Source organism: Shewanella frigidimarina NCIMB 400 (assembly GCF_000014705.1).
GTDB lineage: Bacteria > Pseudomonadota > Gammaproteobacteria > Enterobacterales > Shewanellaceae > Shewanella > Shewanella frigidimarina.
Window position 1 is genome coordinate 2,529,481 of sequence record NC_008345.1, and the last position, 18,278, is coordinate 2,547,758.

Here is an 18,278-nt window from a genome sequence, read left to right on the forward strand (position 1 = left end):
TTGTTTATGTTAAGTCTAAAAAATTGTCTACTTAGCCCCCCTCAAAATGACATAATAATCAGTTATCAAAAATAGCCGTTTGTTATTCCATCTTAACGCCCAAATACCACAATTCGAGTTAGGTGAACTTATCTGCCTTTGCAAATAACAGCGTTAAGTGCAGCCAAATCTAAGCAATGCAATTTATCGAATTGAGCCAATATGGCTAATGCATAATACTGTTAATTCTCGGGTATCTATTAAAGTAATCGCACTGTTAAATATATAGGTGATGGTTGTATACGAATTGAAGCCGCTTGTAGTTTTTAATTTACGCTCATCGGGATACAGCTCCCATAGCATGAACATTATTAACATAATGGCTCTGTAGCTGTTTAAATTTTCATAAAAAGAGATAGCCTGACGCTGAAATTAATATATCAACAAAGTGAATCAGCCATGCAAAATGAAGCCATAAGTGTACAAGAGGTCCCCGAGTCAATCGTTGTTTCAGCTACTGGCTGGACACGTCAGGATACCACCTGGATGTTGAGCTTGTTTGGCACCGCAGTTGGCGCTGGAATTTTATTTTTACCGATCAATGCCGGAATGGGAGGTTTTTGGCCATTAGTGTTAATGGCACTCATGATAGGCCCAATGACCTATCTCGCTCACCGTGGATTATCTCGCTTCCTATGCTCATCTGCTATTCCTGGCAGTGACATCACTCAGGTAGTTGAAGAACATTTTGGTGCTGGAGCCGGTAAAGCGATTACTTGGCTGTATTTTTTAGCCATATATCCCATTGTATTAATCTATGGCGTTGGGATAACCAATACCGTCGACAGTTTCATTATTAATCAATTAGGCATGTTTACCGACGTCCCAAGAATGTTACTCGACGGTACGCCTGCACTGACAGAAGCTGGCGGGCAAATCATCGATAAAGTCAGTGGTATTCAACGTTGGCTACTTTCGGGTATGTTAATTTTAGGCATGATGTCGGTGATGGTTGCGGGTGAAAAATTTATGCTCTCCGTGACGCGGTTATTAGTCTATCCGCTCGTCGCAATCCTTGCTTTTATGTCCTTGTACCTTATACCAGACTGGAAGTTTGATGCGCTAATGGTTGTGCCTTCAACAACCAATTTTCTTGGTACTGTTTGGTTAACCATTCCAGTGTTGGTATTTGCCTTTAACCATTCACCCGCTATCTCACAATTCTCGGTTTCTCTCAAAAAAGAACATGGCGCTAATGCTTCCCATAAAGCCGATGTCATCCTCCGCAATACAGCCATTATGTTAGTCGGATTTGTGATGTTGTTTGTGTTCTCCTGTGTTCTGTCACTAACACCGGCGCAGTTATTAGAAGCTAAAGCCGATAACTTACCGATATTGTCTTATCTAGCCAACGTGCATGAAAGTGGCTTTATCAGCTACTTTGCCCCTGTCATTGCTTTCATCGCCATTATTTCATCTTTCTTCGGTCACTACATGGGGGCAACAGAAGGTTTGAAAGGCATCATTATCAAGCAATTACCCGACAGCAGTAAGCCAGAAAATAGCAAAAAACTGGATAAATTTATCTTAGGATTTATGTTTATGACTACTTGGGGCGTGGCGGTTATGAACCCAAGTATTCTGGGTATGATTGAGGCGCTTGGTGGCCCGGTGATTGCGGCTATTTTATATCTCATGCCAATGTATGCGATATACAAAGTACCGGCACTGAAAGCCTACCGCGGTCGAGTCAGTAACATATTCGTCGTCATTACTGGTTTATTATCTATGACAGCCATTCTATTCGGCTTACTGAGTTAAATAAGATAATTCGAGCGGGCTCACACCCGCTCGAATGATTCATTGAGGCAGAGTTTTGCATAAAGAACTCACTCAAAATGTAGTGTTATGCTTCAACTTCTACAGTTATACATTTATCAAAAAACAAAAACTAGAAGTAGCTCAAAACCTTACTAGTATTATCTTGTTAGTATTGAAGCTATATCACCTCCTTCCTTTGAGTTAATTCAGTTAATGTCTTTTTACCAATCCCCAAAAAAAATGTCTGCATTTGATGCTAAGTTTGAAGCACAAAAAATAGCCTTCGCACCGGTAAGCTTTCAAGTCGCTCGTTGCTTAAGTCAATTTGGCATACTCACAAAGATTGATGGCGCCGGAGACGAAGGTATTAGCTTAATTCAACTGATTCAACATGTTGAATTGTCTGAATATGCCATTCACGTATTGCTCGATATGGGATTAAGTATGGGCATTTTTTGGTGTAAAGATGATCGTTATCGACTCGATAAAACAGGTTATTTCTTACTCCATGATGATATGGCCTCAAAAAATCTAAACTTCATCCATTATGTTTGCTATCAAGGCTTGTTTGACCTTGACGATTCACTTAAGCAAGGCAAAGCAATTGGACTTAAACACTTTGGCGATTGGGACACAATTTACCCAGGGCTAAGTCAGCTACCTGAACAAACTAAAAAAAGCTGGTTTGAGTTCGATCATTACTATTCAGATCATGCCTTTGACAGTTTATTACCTTTGATTTTCAAGTCAGATCCCGCTCATATTATTGATGTAGGCGGTAATACCGGTAAATGGGCATTTGCCTGCACCCGCTATAATAAAAACGTCAACGTCACCATTATGGATTTACCCGGTCAACTTGCTGTGGCAATGAAAAATGCCCAAGCATGTTTGGTTGCAGACCGAGTTCATCCGTTTGAAACAGATTTACTTGATAACAACAAGCCTTTTTACCAAGGAGGTGATTTGTATTGGATGAGTCAATTTTTAGATTGTTTTTCTAAACAACAAATCATCACTATTCTCCAGCGCACAGTGGCTGCAATGAAACCTGACAGTGAACTGTGTATTTTAGAGACGTATTGGGACCGACAGCCTCACGAAGCTGGTGCCTATTGCGTTAACGCAACCTCTTTGTATTTTACCGCGATTGCCAATGGCAATAGCAGGATGTATCACAGTAAAGATATGCTTAAAATGATCAATGAGGCAGGCTTGTATGTTGATGAAGACATCGACAACATTGGCCTAGGCCATACTTTACTCCGCTGTAAATTAAAGCCGATGAATTAACAGAACGGCAATTCCGCAATAACCAGTGGCATGAGATGTGCGTTCAGTAATATAGCGATGAAATACACATTTATTGACGTCATAAAAAAGCGAATGCTGCTCGGCATTCGCTTTGTTTTTATTAAGCCGATCTTACGTAAAATAAATAAGCTTTTTAAATTAACTGTGCTTTACGGCAAAGTTATTCATAAAGTCTACTAACGCTTGTACACCGGCAAGTGGCATGGCGTTATAAATACTGGCACGCATTCCACCGACAATACGATGACCTTTTAACGCGACTAAACCTGCCTGCTCTGCTTGAGCTAAAAACTCGCTGTCGAGGGCATCATTCACTAGTTGAAAGGTGACATTCATGCGTGAGCGGTTATGAGGTGCCACACCGTTTTTATAAAACGGATTACTGTCGATACAATCATACAGTAACGCAGCTTTTTGTTGGTTCACTTCAGCCATCGCGCTTACGCCACCCTTTGCGGCTAACCATGCAAACACTTCCGAGGCTAGATACCAAGCAAACGTTGGCGGTGTATTAAACATAGAGCCATGCTCAACGGCAACGCGATAATCCATTACTGATGATTGCGGCAGACTTGGTAGTTTAAGCATATCGTCACGCACAATGACAATCGACAAGCCTGACGGGCCAATGTTCTTTTGTGCGCCGGCATAAATAAGACCGTATTTGCTGACATCAATTTCGTGCGACATGATGGTCGATGATAAATCAGCAACAATTGGCCATGGACTGTCTAGCTCTTCAAAAATCTCGATGCCATCTACGGTTTCATTTGAGCAGTAATGCACATAACGATAATCTTTATCGATTGCCGTTAAGTCTGGTAATTTAACCTGATAAAGCCCATTGATCTGCTCAACAATATTGATACTGTCAATATTGTGCTCGCTTACCAATTTCTTCGCTTCAGTTACTGCGGCCGATGACCACTGACCACTGACCAAATAAAGTGCCTGACCATTATCGCCAAGAAAGTTATTCACCACGTTAGAAAATTGAGCTCGGCCACCACCGTGCATAAATAACACGTGGTAATTAGCAGGAATGCTCATCAACTTGCGTAATGTCACCTCAGCTTGATCGGTCAGGGCAATAAACTCTTTACTGCGATGACTGATTTCCATCACGGAGACGCCTAGGCCATTCCAATCAACTAATTCCTGTTGTGCTTTTTGCATTACAGCTTGAGGTAACATGGCAGGTCCAGCACAGAAATTATAAATCGCGCTCACAGACAACTCCTTTGACAAATAATCAATATAGACAATAACAATTTAACCGTAATAGTAAGTATTTTACGGGTTGATGAATAGGCCTTTATTTACCTATTTTGATGAAATTTATTCCGTAAAATAAAACGGGCGCCATAAAGGCGCCCGTTCGAGGATATCGACAACAAAAGTAATCTACTACTCTTGTTCGTCATCTCCGGTTTTGGCTTCATCTGGATCTGTTGCTTCAACATCGTCAGTTGACTCAGCATCTGTCACTTCAGCATCGATAACATCGCTTACTGGAATAACATTGCCTTCTTCGTCTAACAGCTCTTCAGTTTGAATTTCTTCAATACGTTGCAAACCAACGACTTTCTCGTCTTCTGCGGTACGGATGATGGTCACACCTTGAGTGTTACGACCAATAATGGATACGCCTTCAGCAGGAGTACGCACTAAGGTGCCTTTATTACTGATCAACATGATTTCGTCAAAAGTACCCACTTGAACAGCACCGACTACTTCACCGTTACGTTCACTGACTTTAATCGACACAACACCTTTAGTACCGCGGCTCTTCGCTGGGTATTCACTTAGCTCTGTACGTTTACCGTAACCATTTTCAGTTACGGTTAAAATTGCACCGTCACCTTTAGGCACAATTAACGACACCACTTTTTGGCCCGCATCAAGCTTAATACCACGAACACCGGTAGCAGTACGACCCATAGGGCGCAGTGCAATGATTTCTTCGCCAGTTTCAGCATCTATCTTCACTTCACCGGTTTCAGAATCACGCGCTTTCTCATTAAAGCGAACCACTTTACCTTCGTTAGAGAACAACATAATGTCGTCACTACCTTCAGTAATATCAACGCCAATTAATTGGTCGCCGTCTTTTAGGTTCACAGCAATAATGCCGTTTGCACGAGGGTTACTATATGCTGTTAATGCTGTTTTCTTCACGGTACCGTGTGCTGTTGCCATGATGATATATTTATCATCTGCATACTCACGTACCGGTAGAATGGCAGTAATGTGCTCACCGTCAGATAGTGGTAATAAGTTAACAATTGGACGACCACGGGCAGTACGACTTGCCAATGGTAATTGATACACTTTTAGCCAGTACATCTTACCAAAGTCAGAGAAACACAAGATGGTGTCATGAGTGTTTGCCACCAATAACTTTTCTACAAAGTCTTCATCTTTTACTTTAGTTGCGGCTTTACCTTTACCACCACGACGCTGCGCTTGGTAATCAGACAGTACTTGGTATTTCGCATAACCTAAGTGAGACAAGGTCACTACAACGTCTTCTTCATTGATTAAGTCTTCAAGACTCATATCAATTTCATTAGCGTTAATAATAGTGCGACGTTCATCACCGTATTGCTCAAGTATTTCTTCAAGTTCTTCTTTAATCACTTCCATCAAACGAGATGGAGTACGAAGAATGAATAACAAACCTGCAATCAGAACTAAAAGCTCTTCATATTCAGCTAAAATCTTGTCATGTTCTAGACCGGTTAAACGGTGCAGACGTAATTCCAAAATCGCTTGTGCTTGTTGCTCAGTTAAATAGTACTGACCGTCACGGATACCGAACTCAGGCTCTAACCATTCAGGGCGTGCAGCGTCATCACCAGCTTTTTCAAGCATGCCTTGTACATGACCTAATTCCCAACCTTGTGCAACCAATTTTGCTTTGGCTTCAGCAGGTGTAGGAGAGGCTTTAATAAGCGCAATAATAGGGTCGATGTTAGCCAATGCAATGGCAAGTGCTTCAAGAACATGAGCACGTTCACGGGCTTTACGCAGTTCAAATACAGTACGGCGCGTGACCACTTCACGACGGTGAAGAATAAAACACTCCAGCATTTCTTTAAGGTTAAACAATTTAGGCTGACCGTTAGTCAATGCCACCATGTTGATACCAAAAGAACACTGCATTTGTGTTTGAGAATATAAGTTGTTTAGTACAACCTCACCCACTTCACCACGTTTGATTTCAATAACAATACGCATACCGTCTTTATCAGACTCATCGCGTAGGCCACTGATACCTTCTAATTTTTTATCTTTAACAAGCTCGGCAATTTTTTCAATCAAACGGGCTTTGTTAACTTGATATGGAATTTCATGAACAATAATACGTTCACGACCATTCTCTTCAGTTTCAATTTCCGCTTTAGAGCGCATGATAGCGCGTCCACGGCCAGTGTTATAAGCATCGATAATGCCTTTGCGACCGTTTATTGAAGCTGCCGTTGGAAAATCTGGACCTGGAATGTATTCCATTAACTGTTCAATCGATAAACTTGGATCTTCGATTAACGCCAAACAGCCTTTCACTACTTCTGTTAAGTTGTGAGGTGGAATGTTAGTGGCCATACCAACCGCAATACCTGATGAACCATTGATTAATAGGTTCGGTACACGTGTTGGTAACACCGCAGGGATCATTTCGGTGCCATCGTAGTTAGGCACAAAATCCACAGTTTCTTTTTCAAGGTCGGCTAATAATGAATGCGCCAACTTTTGCATGCGGATTTCGGTATAACGCATCGCCGCTGCCGAGTCACCGTCGACCGAACCAAAGTTTCCTTGTCCGTCAATCAATGTGTAGCGTAGCGAGAACGGTTGCGCCATACGTACAATTGTATCGTATACAGCTGTATCACCGTGTGGGTGATATTTACCAATTACGTCACCAACGACACGAGCGGATTTCTTATATGGTTTGTTCCAATCGTTTTTTAATTCGCTCATTGCGAACAATACTCGACGGTGAACTGGTTTTAAACCGTCACGGACGTCAGGTAAAGCACGACCTACAATTACACTCATTGCGTAATCAAGGTAAGAATTCTTAAGTTCGTCTTCGATGTTAATTGGCGAAATAGATGATGCCAGATCAGTCATAAACTGCGCGTTCCCCTAAAGTGAGCTGACAATAAAACTTCCATATTATTATCTAGCTTAAAAACGTGATTTGGCATTCTAACACAGATATTTAATGTCGCCAGAGCAAAGACCAGCCAAATGCTCTATCACTCTTAAAAATTATAAAAAAGCTAATATTTTCAGCTAATTTAGTTTATTCATTGGCTAATATATGACTAAATTTAAGCAACAATAACCGTTAACTTGCTGATGCTTTAAGCAGTTGATAGCACAAAATGACAATTCACCTCGCTTAAATGGATGTTTTATGAGCAAGCGTGAACCGCAAAAGCCATTGTTGACTACTATTCGCAAAGGTTATCGCTATAATAGCGACCATACTTTATTACACACTTAGGTTAAGTTATGTCACACGCTGAACAATCGACACCCAATGTTGATCCGCTAGAGATCGCAAAATTTGAAGCCATGGCGCAAACTTGGTGGGATCTCAATGGCGAGTTCAAGCCATTACATTTACTTAATCCACTGCGCTTAAACTACATCGACCAAACCGCTGATGGTATTTTTGACAAGAAAGTACTTGATGTTGGCTGTGGTGGCGGCATTTTGTCAGAAAGTATGGCGCGCCTAGGTGCTAACGTTGACGGTATTGATATGGGCAACGAACCTCTTGAAGTGGCAAAACTACATGCCTTAGAGTCTGGTGTTACGGTTAATTACCTCAAAACAACAGCCGAAGCACATCGTGATAATCACCGAGAATATTATGATGTGGTTACTTGCATGGAAATGCTCGAACATGTACCCGATCCACAATCGGTGATTCAAGCCTGTTGTGACATGGTTAAACCTAACGGTTTTGTGTTTTTCTCAACCATAAACCGTAATATGATGTCGTATTTACAGACGATTATCGGCGCTGAGTATTTATTAAAAATGCTGCCAGTTGGCACTCACGATCACAGCAAATTTATTCGCCCATCGGAACTGATGGCATTGGTCGATAACACCGACTTATTGTGTAAAGATGCGCTGGGAATTACCTACAATCCATTGTCAGGTGTGTTTAAGTACACTAAAAGTGTCGATGTAAACTATATGATAGCCACTCAAAAAATTGATTGATCATCCAGGTGATTCTTTTCAACATTTCAACGTGAATGCAGCACAATAGCGTTATGTTGTACTAATAACGCTATAAAGGGTTTGCACTGTCTATTGTTATTTTATCTCGTTAGGAGCTAGCCCTTGCATAAACAAGATATAAAAGGAGTGCTGTTCGATTTAGACGGTACCTTAGCCGATACAGCCCCAGATTTAGTGCAGGCATTGAACCTCAGCTTGGATGAAGCCGGTTTTAACGTCCAACCGCTTGATTTGATGCGCCATGCAGCATCACATGGCAGCTTATATTTAGTCAAAACGGCCATTCCAGATGCCGATGAACAAGTACAAATCACCATCCAGCAAGCGCTACTTCAGCATTATGCCCGTATTAATGGTGACAACAGCCGTTTATTTGATGACTTACCTGAACTGTTGTCTTTATTTGATGCCCAATCGATTCCTTATGGTGTCGTGACCAATAAGCCAGCTCGATTTGCCAGGCCATTAGTGGAAAAGCTTGGTTTAACTCATAAATTGAAAACCATGATCAGTGGTGATAGCACCCGCCACTCTAAACCTCATACCGCACCAATGCTGTTAGCAGCACAACAAATTGCCATTGCTCCTCAAAGTATCTTATATCTAGGCGATGCCGAACGCGACTTAGTCGCCGCCCATAATGCCAGTATGTTAGGTGGCGTTGCTTTATGGGGTTATTTATCTGCGACAGATAAACCTGACACATGGCCTGCAGGCAGACAATTTGAACATGGCGCCTCACTAAAGCAATTCTTCACTGATTAATGACACTATTGGGCATCAAGTTAGCGGGATATTTGTGCTAAATGAACAAAGCATGAGTGAAGTTTAACGGGTCTTATTCGGCTTAAATGAACAGTTAACCGCCACCAATTTCCACCCGATCAAAACCAACAAAAGATCAACCAATAAACAGTCCATTTTTTTTGATCGCTGTTTATTTTAGCGATCAAATCTTTCTCATTTGATGGATTAAAAAATATCATTTATCAAAAACTCTTTATGAATTTGGGCTCTAGGGTTAGTTGTCACTAACCCTGCCGTTTATCCTCAAGTTATCCACAAGAAGTTAATGAAATTGTGGCTTGCAATAAACCTCAAACCTCACTATCTTGTATCTTAGATTTTAAATAACACCATATCTTGTGTGTGGCTAACAATCAAAACACTACTCCAGGACGTTCCAAAGGATGTAGCTGCTAACTGAACGTACTGGTGTTTAACTACCACGTTGTGAGTACATCAGGTTGATTGTTTTAACATGGAATTGTTTTGTAACTGGTTCGGATCGAATCAAGCAGCACTGCATCCAACAACAGATCACATGATTAGATATAGAACCAAGGCCTCTCTTCAATGAATAGCAATATGACAGTCACTAAACGCAGTGGCGAACGTGAATCTATCGATTTAGATAAAATTCATCGCGTGATCACTTGGGCAGCCAAGGGATTAAAAAACGTCTCAGTATCTGAAGTAGAACTTCGATCTCATCTGCAGTTTTTTGATGGCATTCCAACAGAAGCCATTCATGAAACGATCATTAAAGCCGCGGCTGACTTGATCTCTCCTGAGTCACCTGATTACCAATTTGTGGCTGCCCGCTTAGCGGTGTTCCATTTACGTAAAAAAGCATTTGGTCAATTTGAGCCACCAACGTTATATGACCATGTCACCAAGTTAGTTGAAATTGGTAAATATGACATGCATATCATGGCTGATTACAGCCGTGAAGAATTAGACATCCTCGACACCTATATCGATCACTGGCGTGACTTGAACTTCTCTTATGCCGCGGTAAAGCAACTTGAAGGTAAATACCTAGTTCAAAACCGTGTAACGCATGAAGTGTACGAAAGCGCCCAGTTTTTATATATTTTAGTGGCTGCATGTTTGTTTGCCCGTTACCCAAAAGAAATCCGTTTGAAGTACATTAAAGACTTCTATGACGCGACGTCTCTGTTTAAGATTTCTTTACCAACGCCAATCATGGCCGGTGTGCGTACACCTACACGTCAGTTCAGCTCTTGTGTATTAATTGAGTGTGATGACAGCTTAGATTCAATCAATGCAACCGCATCTTCTATCGTTAAATACGTTAGCCAACGTGCTGGTATTGGTATTAACGCTGGTCGTATTCGAGCCCTTGGTAGCCCTATTCGTGGCGGTGAAGCTTTCCACACTGGTTGTTTACCTTTTTATAAGTATTTCCAAACTGCGGTGAAGTCTTGTTCTCAAGGCGGCGTACGTGGCGGCGCAGCAACCCTTTTCTATCCTTTATGGCATCTAGAAGTTGAATCGTTACTAGTCCTTAAAAACAACCGTGGTGTTGACGACAACCGTGTACGTCATCTTGACTACGGTGTGCAGTTAAACAAATTAATGTACCAACGTTTGATTAAAGGCGAATACATCAGTTTATTCAGCCCATCAGACGTGCCAGGTCTTTACGATGCATTCTTTGAAGATCAAGCTGAGTTTGAACGTTTATACCTTCAGTATGAGCAAGACAGCAATATCCGCAAAAAACAAATTAAAGCGGTTGAACTGTTTTCATTGATGATGCAAGAACGTGCTTCTACTGGCCGTATCTACATTCAAAACGTCGATCACTGTAATACTCACAGCCCGTTTGACTCTAAAGTTGCGCCAATTAAGCAATCTAACTTATGTTTAGAAATTGCTTTGCCAACTAAGCCACTGACTAATATTGATGATCCTGACGGTGAAATCGCGCTATGTACCTTGTCAGCACTTAACTTAGGCGCAATTAAAGATTTATCTGAACTTGAGCCATTAGCTGATTTAGCCGTACGTGCCCTAGATAACTTACTTGATTACCAAGATTACCCAATCAAAGCCGCACAAACGAGTTCAATGAACCGTCGTACCTTAGGTATTGGTGTGATTAACTTTGCTAACTATTTAGCTAAAAACGGTAAAAAGTATTCAGACGGTTCAGCCAATAACCTAACTCATAAGACTTTTGAAGCAATTCAGTTTTATTTACTGAAAGCGTCAATGAACTTAGCTAAAGAGCAAGGTGCATGTCCGTTATTCCACGAGACTACGTATTCGAAAGGTATTTTACCTATCGATACTTACAAGCGTGATTTAGACAAGATTTGCGACGAGCCATTGCACATGGACTGGGAAAGCTTGCGTAGCGACATTAAGCAGTACGGTTTACGTAACTCAACCTTGTCTGCGCTAATGCCGTCTGAAACCTCATCGCAAATTTCAAATGCGACCAATGGTATCGAGCCTCCACGCGGCTTAATCAGCGTTAAAGCCAGTAAAGATGGTCAGTTAAAGCAAGTCGTTCCTGATTTTGAATTACTGAAAGATAAGTATGAACTACTGTGGAATATGCCAAACAACGATGGTTATATCCAACTTGTTGGGTTAATGCAGAAATTTATCGACCAAGCTATTTCGGCCAACACCAATTATGATCCTAGCCGTTTTGAAGGCGGTCGTGTACCGATGCAAACGTTGTTAAAAGACTTGTTAAGCGTATACAAACTGGGCATTAAAACATTGTATTATCATAATACTCGCGACGGTGCTTCGGATCAGTTTGACGACATTATTGCTGTCGAAGAAGAAGACGATGGCTGTGGTGGCGGTGCGTGTAAGATATAATCATCACTTTATGTATATTTAGCGGGGGCCTTCCCCGCTTTTTGAAAAATGCGTTTTCAGGACACCTAAATAATGGCTTACTCAACATTTTGTCAAACACCTAACGATTCGACTAAAGAACCGATGTTTTTCGGTCAATCGGTTAATGTGGCACGCTACGATCAACAGAAATATGAAGTCTTTGAAAAACTAATTGAAAAGCAATTATCGTTTTTCTGGCGTCCAGAAGAAGTTGATGTCAGCCGTGACAAAATTGATTTCGGTAATTTACCTGAACATGAACAACATATTTTCTTATCAAATCTGAAATACCAAACCTTGCTAGACTCAATTCAAGGCCGCTCGCCGAATGTGGCATTTTTGCCTTTGGTATCGCTACCTGAATTGGAAACGTGGATTGAAACATGGTCGTTTTCTGAAACCATTCACTCGCGTTCGTACACTCACATTATTCGGAATATTGTTAATAATCCATCTTTAGTATTTGACGATATTGTACAAAATGACGAAATCTTAAAGCGTGCCGGTGATATTGCCGCTTATTACGATGACTTGATTAACCTCACCCAGATTAATAACTTGCTAGGTGAAGGAACGCACATTATTAACGGTAAAGAAATCACCGTTAATTCACGTATTCTTAAAAAGTCATTATATTTGTGCATGATGTCAGTTAATGCCTTAGAAGCGATTCGCTTCTATGTCAGTTTTGCTTGTTCGTTTGCCTTTGCAGAGCGCCGTGTTATGGAAGGTAATGCTAAAATTATTCGCTTAATTGCCCGTGATGAAGCATTACACCTCAATAGTACACAACACATTTTAGCTCTGATGCAGGGTGGTAAAGACGACCCTGAAATGGGAGAAATTGCTGCTGAGTGTAAGCAAGAAGCGTATGACTTATTCGTCAAAGCGGCGGAACAAGAAAAAGAATGGGCCAAGTACTTATTCAAAGACGGTTCGATGATTGGCTTAAATGAACAGATTTTATGCCAGTATGTTGAGTTTATTACTAACCAACGGATGAAGTCAGTTCACTTACCTCAACCTTATGATGAACAATCGAATCCACTACCGTGGATGAAAAACTGGTTAGAAAGTGATGCAGTACAAGTTGCCCCACAAGAAGTTGAAGTATCGTCTTATCTTGTTGGTCAAATTGATTCTTCTGTTGATGGCGATGAGTTTTTAGATTTTGACCTATAAAAAACTTTTCAAAAAAGCCCCAATCGTAAGCTTGAAAGGACAGCCGGTTATTTTATTTGACGGCCAACATTCAAGCTTATTAGAAGCGCTTGAGTCGAAAAAAGTGAAAGTGTTTTCAGAGTGTCGTAATGGATTTTGCGGCGCGTGTAAAACCACAGTGATATCAGGAGAAGTTAAATACTTCTCCGAGCCACTAGCTGAACTTAAATCAGATGAATGTCTGCCCTGTTGTTGTGTGCCTGAGGGTGATTTAAATCTCAAACTATCAACTGAAGGTGTGCAAGTGGTGGCTAAACGTCAATATGCCTCAACCAATGACACTCATAAGCCAACAACTGCGTTAACCCAACAATTACAGACTAACAGCCCTAAACTTGCCCACGAACGTTAACTTATCGCCCCGTTAACACCCTTTTAGATATTCAAAGCAATACTTAATAACACGCGTTTACCCGTCTCAATCTTAGTCACGCTATGCTCATATTTATCAGGACGAAATAAATACACTCGCCCGCATAAGTTCATGATGCATTTTGCACACAGAAACACCCCACCGACTTTAGGTTGCACAAGGACAAAATTGAGTTTGTAATAGCGGCCTTGTTGTACCGGATCGATATGGGTCATCACTCGGTGATGAGTATGGTAAGTCACCAGGTTTATCGACAATATCCGACTGCTAAAAATGGCTTTATTGATTACCTTGGCCATGGTATCTCCAATGGGAACATCTGCAGCAAATTATACCTATTCGATATAGATTTGTGGGCATATTCACCAGCCAAAATCATATAATATAGACGACAAGATTCCATCATGTTAGCCATCGAGTTTATGTCGAAGAGGCATCATTATCATTAGATAAGTTGTAAAAAATGAAGTCTATTGATGAGCTTACAGGGCTAATAGTAAGGTATCGGGAGCAATTGTTTAGTCATTATTGACTAGAGCTAATAATGGCTATGACGAGTGTGGATAATGGCTAATGTTAAAATAACTAGCATAAATAATGATGAGTCAGCCGCCCATAACGAGTAAATGGATTCACTATTGTGTCTATTCATTCATTGTAATCATATTGTGTGAACTAGCCTCATTGACGCGTCAATGAGGCTAGTGAATTAAACGGGTACTGAATTTGCTGCTTATCACGAGTTAGGGTTAACTCTCAGACATGGTATCGCAAGATGAAACATAACGATCAAGCTCAATAACCCCTTGCAAAATCATCCCATGATAATGGGCTTTTACCAGTTGATAATTCATACTTGGTGCAAAGTAATACGTCACCTCTTCGGCCCCAGTTTGCTCTACCGGAATAAGCTGTATCTCCCCCCAAGAGCCGATAGTGGTAATTAATTTGTCCTTCACATAAAACTGATAAGGTTCAATTGCATCTGAAGCTTGCCTAATTAACGCAAATTGACGTCGGCCGCCCAGCAAGTTTTCGCGGATTTGAATCGCTAAGGTGTCTACATCCCTTAATGGAATTTGGCTTGAGGTATAATTCTCAATATCGCCATCAATATCCACGCGTGACTCAAGGCCATTATTGTAAAAAGTGGCTTGCATGTCTCGAGAACGAAAACCAGTTACCTGTTGATGAAAACTATCAGTTAACCATTCATTACTGTTATTTGACCACGATAACTCAGTACGTTGTTGATATTGAGTACCTATCCCTAAAATACTGGCTTCACTCTTAGAGATGATAACAGCAGACTTACCCTGCCAGTTCTCGGTACGACTCATCTCACCTGTGTGAAGTCCACTGAGATAAATAGAGTAATTGAAGCTTCGCTGGCAACTTTGTGGGATGTCATTGGCCAAGACTCTATTACTTTGCAATAAGCCACTAACCAGACATACACTTATCAGTATTCTCGAGACTAGGACACCAGCTATCGCCAACGACCTGTTGTTACGACACCCGGTCATTATAAGTCTTATTCGCGACGTTAATATATTCAATCGTATCGCCTTAAAAAACTTCATTCACATTCAGGTAGAAGTTAGTTTCATTTTCACCAACACCTACGTCAAAACGTAAATTAATATTGTCTTTTATTTTAAATCTAAACCCTGTGCCATAGGCGGTTAATAGCGTATCGGTTAGTTCACTCACTTTAGGTGCGACACTGCCAACAGCGCCCCAAAATACCATGCCATAACGTTGAAATACTGGTAAGCGATATTCAACTTGTCCCATCATCATTTGCTCATCACGATATCGGCCTCTAATATAGCCTCGCATCGCGTCAGAGCCACCAAGATCAGGTAATAGATTCCAAGGTACGTCGCCACTGGTTAGATGACCTTGTACTTGCCAAGCGATTAAACCCGGTGTCGAGCCTAAATCAATATAATTAGCTAATTCAATATTATAAGTAGAAAACGAATCGAACTGGTCATTTTGATATAATCCAGCATCAACTTGAAATAACCAGCCTTTTGTTGCATTTAAACGGTAATCTCTTGAATCATAAATACTGGTTACCACAACACCTGAGCTAAAATTGTCTGGCAAAAGAGTATTTGAATCCATTGGTGCTTCTGTTGCGCCTAATTCTAAGCTGTCGGCCGTGGTATAAATAAAGTCAGCACCCACACCAATAAAATAGTTACTGGCAATTTCGGTCATCCAACGCGGCTTAAAGCTATACAGTTGTTCTTTAAATTCATGATGATTTAGATCTTGATCGCCTTGTTCAATCCCTATTCCATAATAAACAGCAGCTTCATTATGCAGTTCTAAGTCAAGTAACAACCGCTGCTTACCTTGATTTAAAAACGTCATATTTTCTACTGTGACGCCATAAGAATTGTTCACAGAAGCAAATGAATTCAACACCAATGATGAAGGCTGTTGTTCACTTGATGCATTATCAGTTTTGTATAACCCCACCATAAGCAAACCCACACCAAACTTTTTCTCTGGGGTGTAATAAGCTGTAGGTAAATAACTCATATCAATAGCTTTAGTGTCATCGAATTCACCATCCGCGCCAAAAACCGACAAAATGTCATCAATCCATGTTGGTTGCATATCTTTGGGGGTTTCAAATAAAGGTTCAACTGCAGTGGCTGCGTTAGAAAAAACAAATAGTGCTAAAAGTAAGGTCCGTTTCATAAAAACTCTATTAAAATGTTGAAAAACTAAGTACGCATGATGACTTCCATGCCAAATTTTGGAATTGCTGTTCAATGAGTTAACTCGATAGCATTCAGTATAAATAGTTGTTATCGATAATAATCGATTCACATAGCGATCGATTCACATAGGCATCAAATAGCAACTAAATCAGAACAGATTATCTTATTCATCGCTCAATATTGGCTGAAGAAAAACTTAAGCTTTACTGAATTTCAACGTCATTAAATACTAAATAATGAATACACTAGGCCATATACTGAGTTACACGCTGACATTTAAACCTAGCGTTAACTTAGGTATACAATCAGCAATCTTTTTATCTAAAGACGCAACTGATATTATTAGGCGAAATAACGGCCGCTAATATAGCACGTTTAGCTGCTCTTTTTAGTGTTAGCTCAACATTTATCCTATCAGTATCTTTCGGTAAAAGGACCAGAATCGACTATATTTAACTGAATGGCTACAGCATTTTTATCTAATAAACAAGAGTCTACAAAGCACAAATTCAGTACTATTGAGCCTCATTTAATCAGTAGCCCATCAGCAAGTAAAAATTATTTCCTTAGATATATCATCCAGCGCGCAAGTAAGGTATAACGACGCTATGAAAACGCCTATACGATTACAACCACTGGTTGACGATGGTCTCGTCGATGAAGTGATAAGCCAACTCATGAGTGGCAAAGAAGCTACGGTCTATATGATCAGATGTGGCGATGCGATTCGCTGCGCCAAAGTGTATAAGGAAGCCACTAAGCGCAGTTTTAAAAAAGCAGCACAATATCAAGAAGGTCGAAAAACTAAAAACAGTCGTCGTGGTAGAGCCATGGAAAAGGGTTCTAAATACGGTCGTGAAGAACAAGAAAAAGCTTGGCAGAATGCCGAGGTCGACGCGTTATATAAATGCGCCGCAGCTAAAATTAGAGTACCTGTACCTTATGGCTGCTTTGATGGGGTGTTATTGATGGAGTTGATCACCAATGTTCATGGTGATGTAGCACCTCGATTAAATGACGTCACCCAGATGAGCGTAGAACAAGCACAAACACAGCATTACGTCATGATGGGTTATGTAGTACGGATGTTATGTGCAGGTATTGTTCATGGCGATTTATCAGAATTTAACGTGCTCGTAGATCAGAATGGACCGGTGATCATTGACCTGCCCCAAGCTGTTGATGCATCAGCAAACAATAATGCCAAAGCGATGTTATTTCGTGATGTGAATAATATGACAGACTATTATTCTCAATTTGCCCCAGAATTAGCAGCAACAAAATATGCTAAAGAAATGTGGGCCTTGTATGAACAAGGTGAATTAACGCCGGAAACACAATTGACCGGTTTGTTTGAAGAAGACACGACCGCAGCTGATGTCGATTCGGTATTAGAAGAAATCAACGCTGCATTTGAAGAAGCGCAAGAAAGACGCGAGCGCATGAGTGATGCAAACAACGACGAGTATTAAATCGATCGTTTATATACTCATGTGAACACCTAGGGAGGTTTACCGACAAATTATCGAATACATGATCGAATAAATTGTCGGTAAGTCCCCTATTCAATTAGCCTTCCCCCCTTAATTAACGCCAAGCCAACCCGAGTTGACGGCTAATTACCCCTAGCGAATACCAAATTAAGACGCTCATCTCAACTAAGCAAGTTGGTTAACCATAACCGCTGGCCGCCTAAACACTCCGCTTTTAAGCGACGCTTGTTAACGCTATCGTGTGCAAAAGCAATCTCATTACTGGCTAAACGTCAATTTGTTCCTTTTTCCACATAGCCATGAGTAAACCGTTATGTTTGTTAAAAAGTAATATGATCAATTTACACACGTTAAATAACCTTGTTTTTTACATGGGTAAATAGGCGTATAATGATATTAAAA

Annotated in this window: 13 protein-coding genes; 8 read left to right on the top strand and 5 right to left on the bottom strand. The window is 40.7% G+C overall.

Annotated features, from left to right (window positions below; all coding sequences use genetic code 11):
- The first annotated feature begins 438 nt into the window (after positions 1–438).
- Together SFRI_RS10940 and SFRI_RS10945 are read left to right on the top strand one after the other, a co-directional pair.
- Positions 439–1,800 (top strand): SLC5/6 family protein, encoded by a 1,362-nt coding sequence (locus tag SFRI_RS10940; protein WP_011637583.1) that lies wholly within the window; start codon positions 439–441, stop codon positions 1,798–1,800.
- Between the two features lie 213 nt (positions 1,801–2,013).
- Positions 2,014–3,093 carry a methyltransferase gene (locus SFRI_RS10945; protein ID WP_011637584.1) on the top strand — a complete coding sequence of 360 codons (1,080 nt, stop codon included), beginning with the start codon at positions 2,014–2,016 and terminating at the stop codon, positions 3,091–3,093.
- A gap of 159 nt (positions 3,094–3,252) precedes the next feature.
- On the opposite strand, the gene serC is transcribed toward SFRI_RS10945, so the two are convergent.
- Both serC and gyrA read right to left on the bottom strand, forming a co-directional pair.
- Positions 3,253–4,344: a 3-phosphoserine/phosphohydroxythreonine transaminase gene (gene serC, locus SFRI_RS10950; protein ID WP_011637585.1), complete on the bottom strand. Its 1,092-nt coding sequence runs from the start codon at positions 4,342–4,344 to the stop codon at positions 3,253–3,255.
- Between the two features lie 177 nt (positions 4,345–4,521).
- A complete protein-coding gene (gene gyrA, locus SFRI_RS10955; protein ID WP_011637586.1) occupies positions 4,522–7,251 on the bottom strand; it encodes a DNA gyrase subunit A in 2,730 nt (909 codons plus the stop codon).
- Between the two features lie 387 nt (positions 7,252–7,638).
- Between gyrA and ubiG the strand changes: the two genes are divergently transcribed.
- The 5 genes from ubiG to yfaE all read left to right on the top strand — a co-directional run bounded on the left by ubiG (position 7,639) and on the right by yfaE (position 13,621).
- A complete protein-coding gene (gene ubiG, locus SFRI_RS10960; protein WP_011637587.1) occupies positions 7,639–8,361 on the top strand; it encodes a bifunctional 2-polyprenyl-6-hydroxyphenol methylase/3-demethylubiquinol 3-O-methyltransferase UbiG in 723 nt (240 codons plus the stop codon).
- Positions 8,362–8,484: 123 nt separating this feature from the next.
- Entirely contained in the window at positions 8,485–9,147 is a 663-nt protein-coding gene (locus SFRI_RS10965; RefSeq protein WP_011637588.1) for an HAD family hydrolase, read from the top strand.
- A 591-nt stretch (positions 9,148–9,738) separates the two neighbouring features.
- The gene (gene nrdA / locus SFRI_RS10970; RefSeq protein WP_011637589.1) at positions 9,739–12,027 is read left to right on the top strand and encodes a class 1a ribonucleoside-diphosphate reductase subunit alpha; all 2,289 of its coding nucleotides are present in this window, start codon (positions 9,739–9,741) and stop codon (positions 12,025–12,027) included.
- A 72-nt stretch (positions 12,028–12,099) separates the two neighbouring features.
- Positions 12,100–13,230: a class Ia ribonucleoside-diphosphate reductase subunit beta gene (gene nrdB / locus SFRI_RS10975; RefSeq protein WP_011637590.1), complete on the top strand. Its 1,131-nt coding sequence runs from the start codon at positions 12,100–12,102 to the stop codon at positions 13,228–13,230.
- Positions 13,220–13,621 (top strand): class I ribonucleotide reductase maintenance protein YfaE, encoded by a 402-nt coding sequence (gene yfaE / locus SFRI_RS10980; RefSeq protein WP_011637591.1) that lies wholly within the window; start codon positions 13,220–13,222, stop codon positions 13,619–13,621. Before nrdB ends, yfaE begins: the two co-directional genes overlap by 11 nt.
- A gap of 23 nt (positions 13,622–13,644) precedes the next feature.
- Here yfaE and SFRI_RS10985 read toward each other — a convergent pair whose 3' ends face one another.
- From SFRI_RS10985 to SFRI_RS10995, 3 genes are all read right to left on the bottom strand, one after another.
- Complete coding sequence (locus SFRI_RS10985; RefSeq protein WP_011637592.1) at positions 13,645–13,941, bottom strand: hypothetical protein; 297 nt, start codon at positions 13,939–13,941, stop codon at positions 13,645–13,647.
- A 450-nt stretch (positions 13,942–14,391) separates the two neighbouring features.
- Positions 14,392–15,225, bottom strand: coding sequence for a hypothetical protein (locus SFRI_RS10990; protein ID WP_011637593.1), 834 nt, complete (start codon positions 15,223–15,225; stop codon positions 14,392–14,394).
- Complete coding sequence (locus tag SFRI_RS10995; RefSeq protein WP_011637594.1) at positions 15,212–16,360, bottom strand: BamA/TamA family outer membrane protein; 1,149 nt, start codon at positions 16,358–16,360, stop codon at positions 15,212–15,214. Before SFRI_RS10995 ends, SFRI_RS10990 begins: the two co-directional genes overlap by 14 nt.
- Positions 16,361–16,991: 631 nt before the next feature.
- On the opposite strand from SFRI_RS10995, the gene SFRI_RS11000 reads away from it, so the two are divergent.
- Positions 16,992–17,855, top strand: coding sequence for a PA4780 family RIO1-like protein kinase (locus tag SFRI_RS11000; RefSeq protein WP_011637595.1), 864 nt, complete (start codon positions 16,992–16,994; stop codon positions 17,853–17,855).
- Positions 17,856–18,278: the final 423 nt, after the last annotated feature.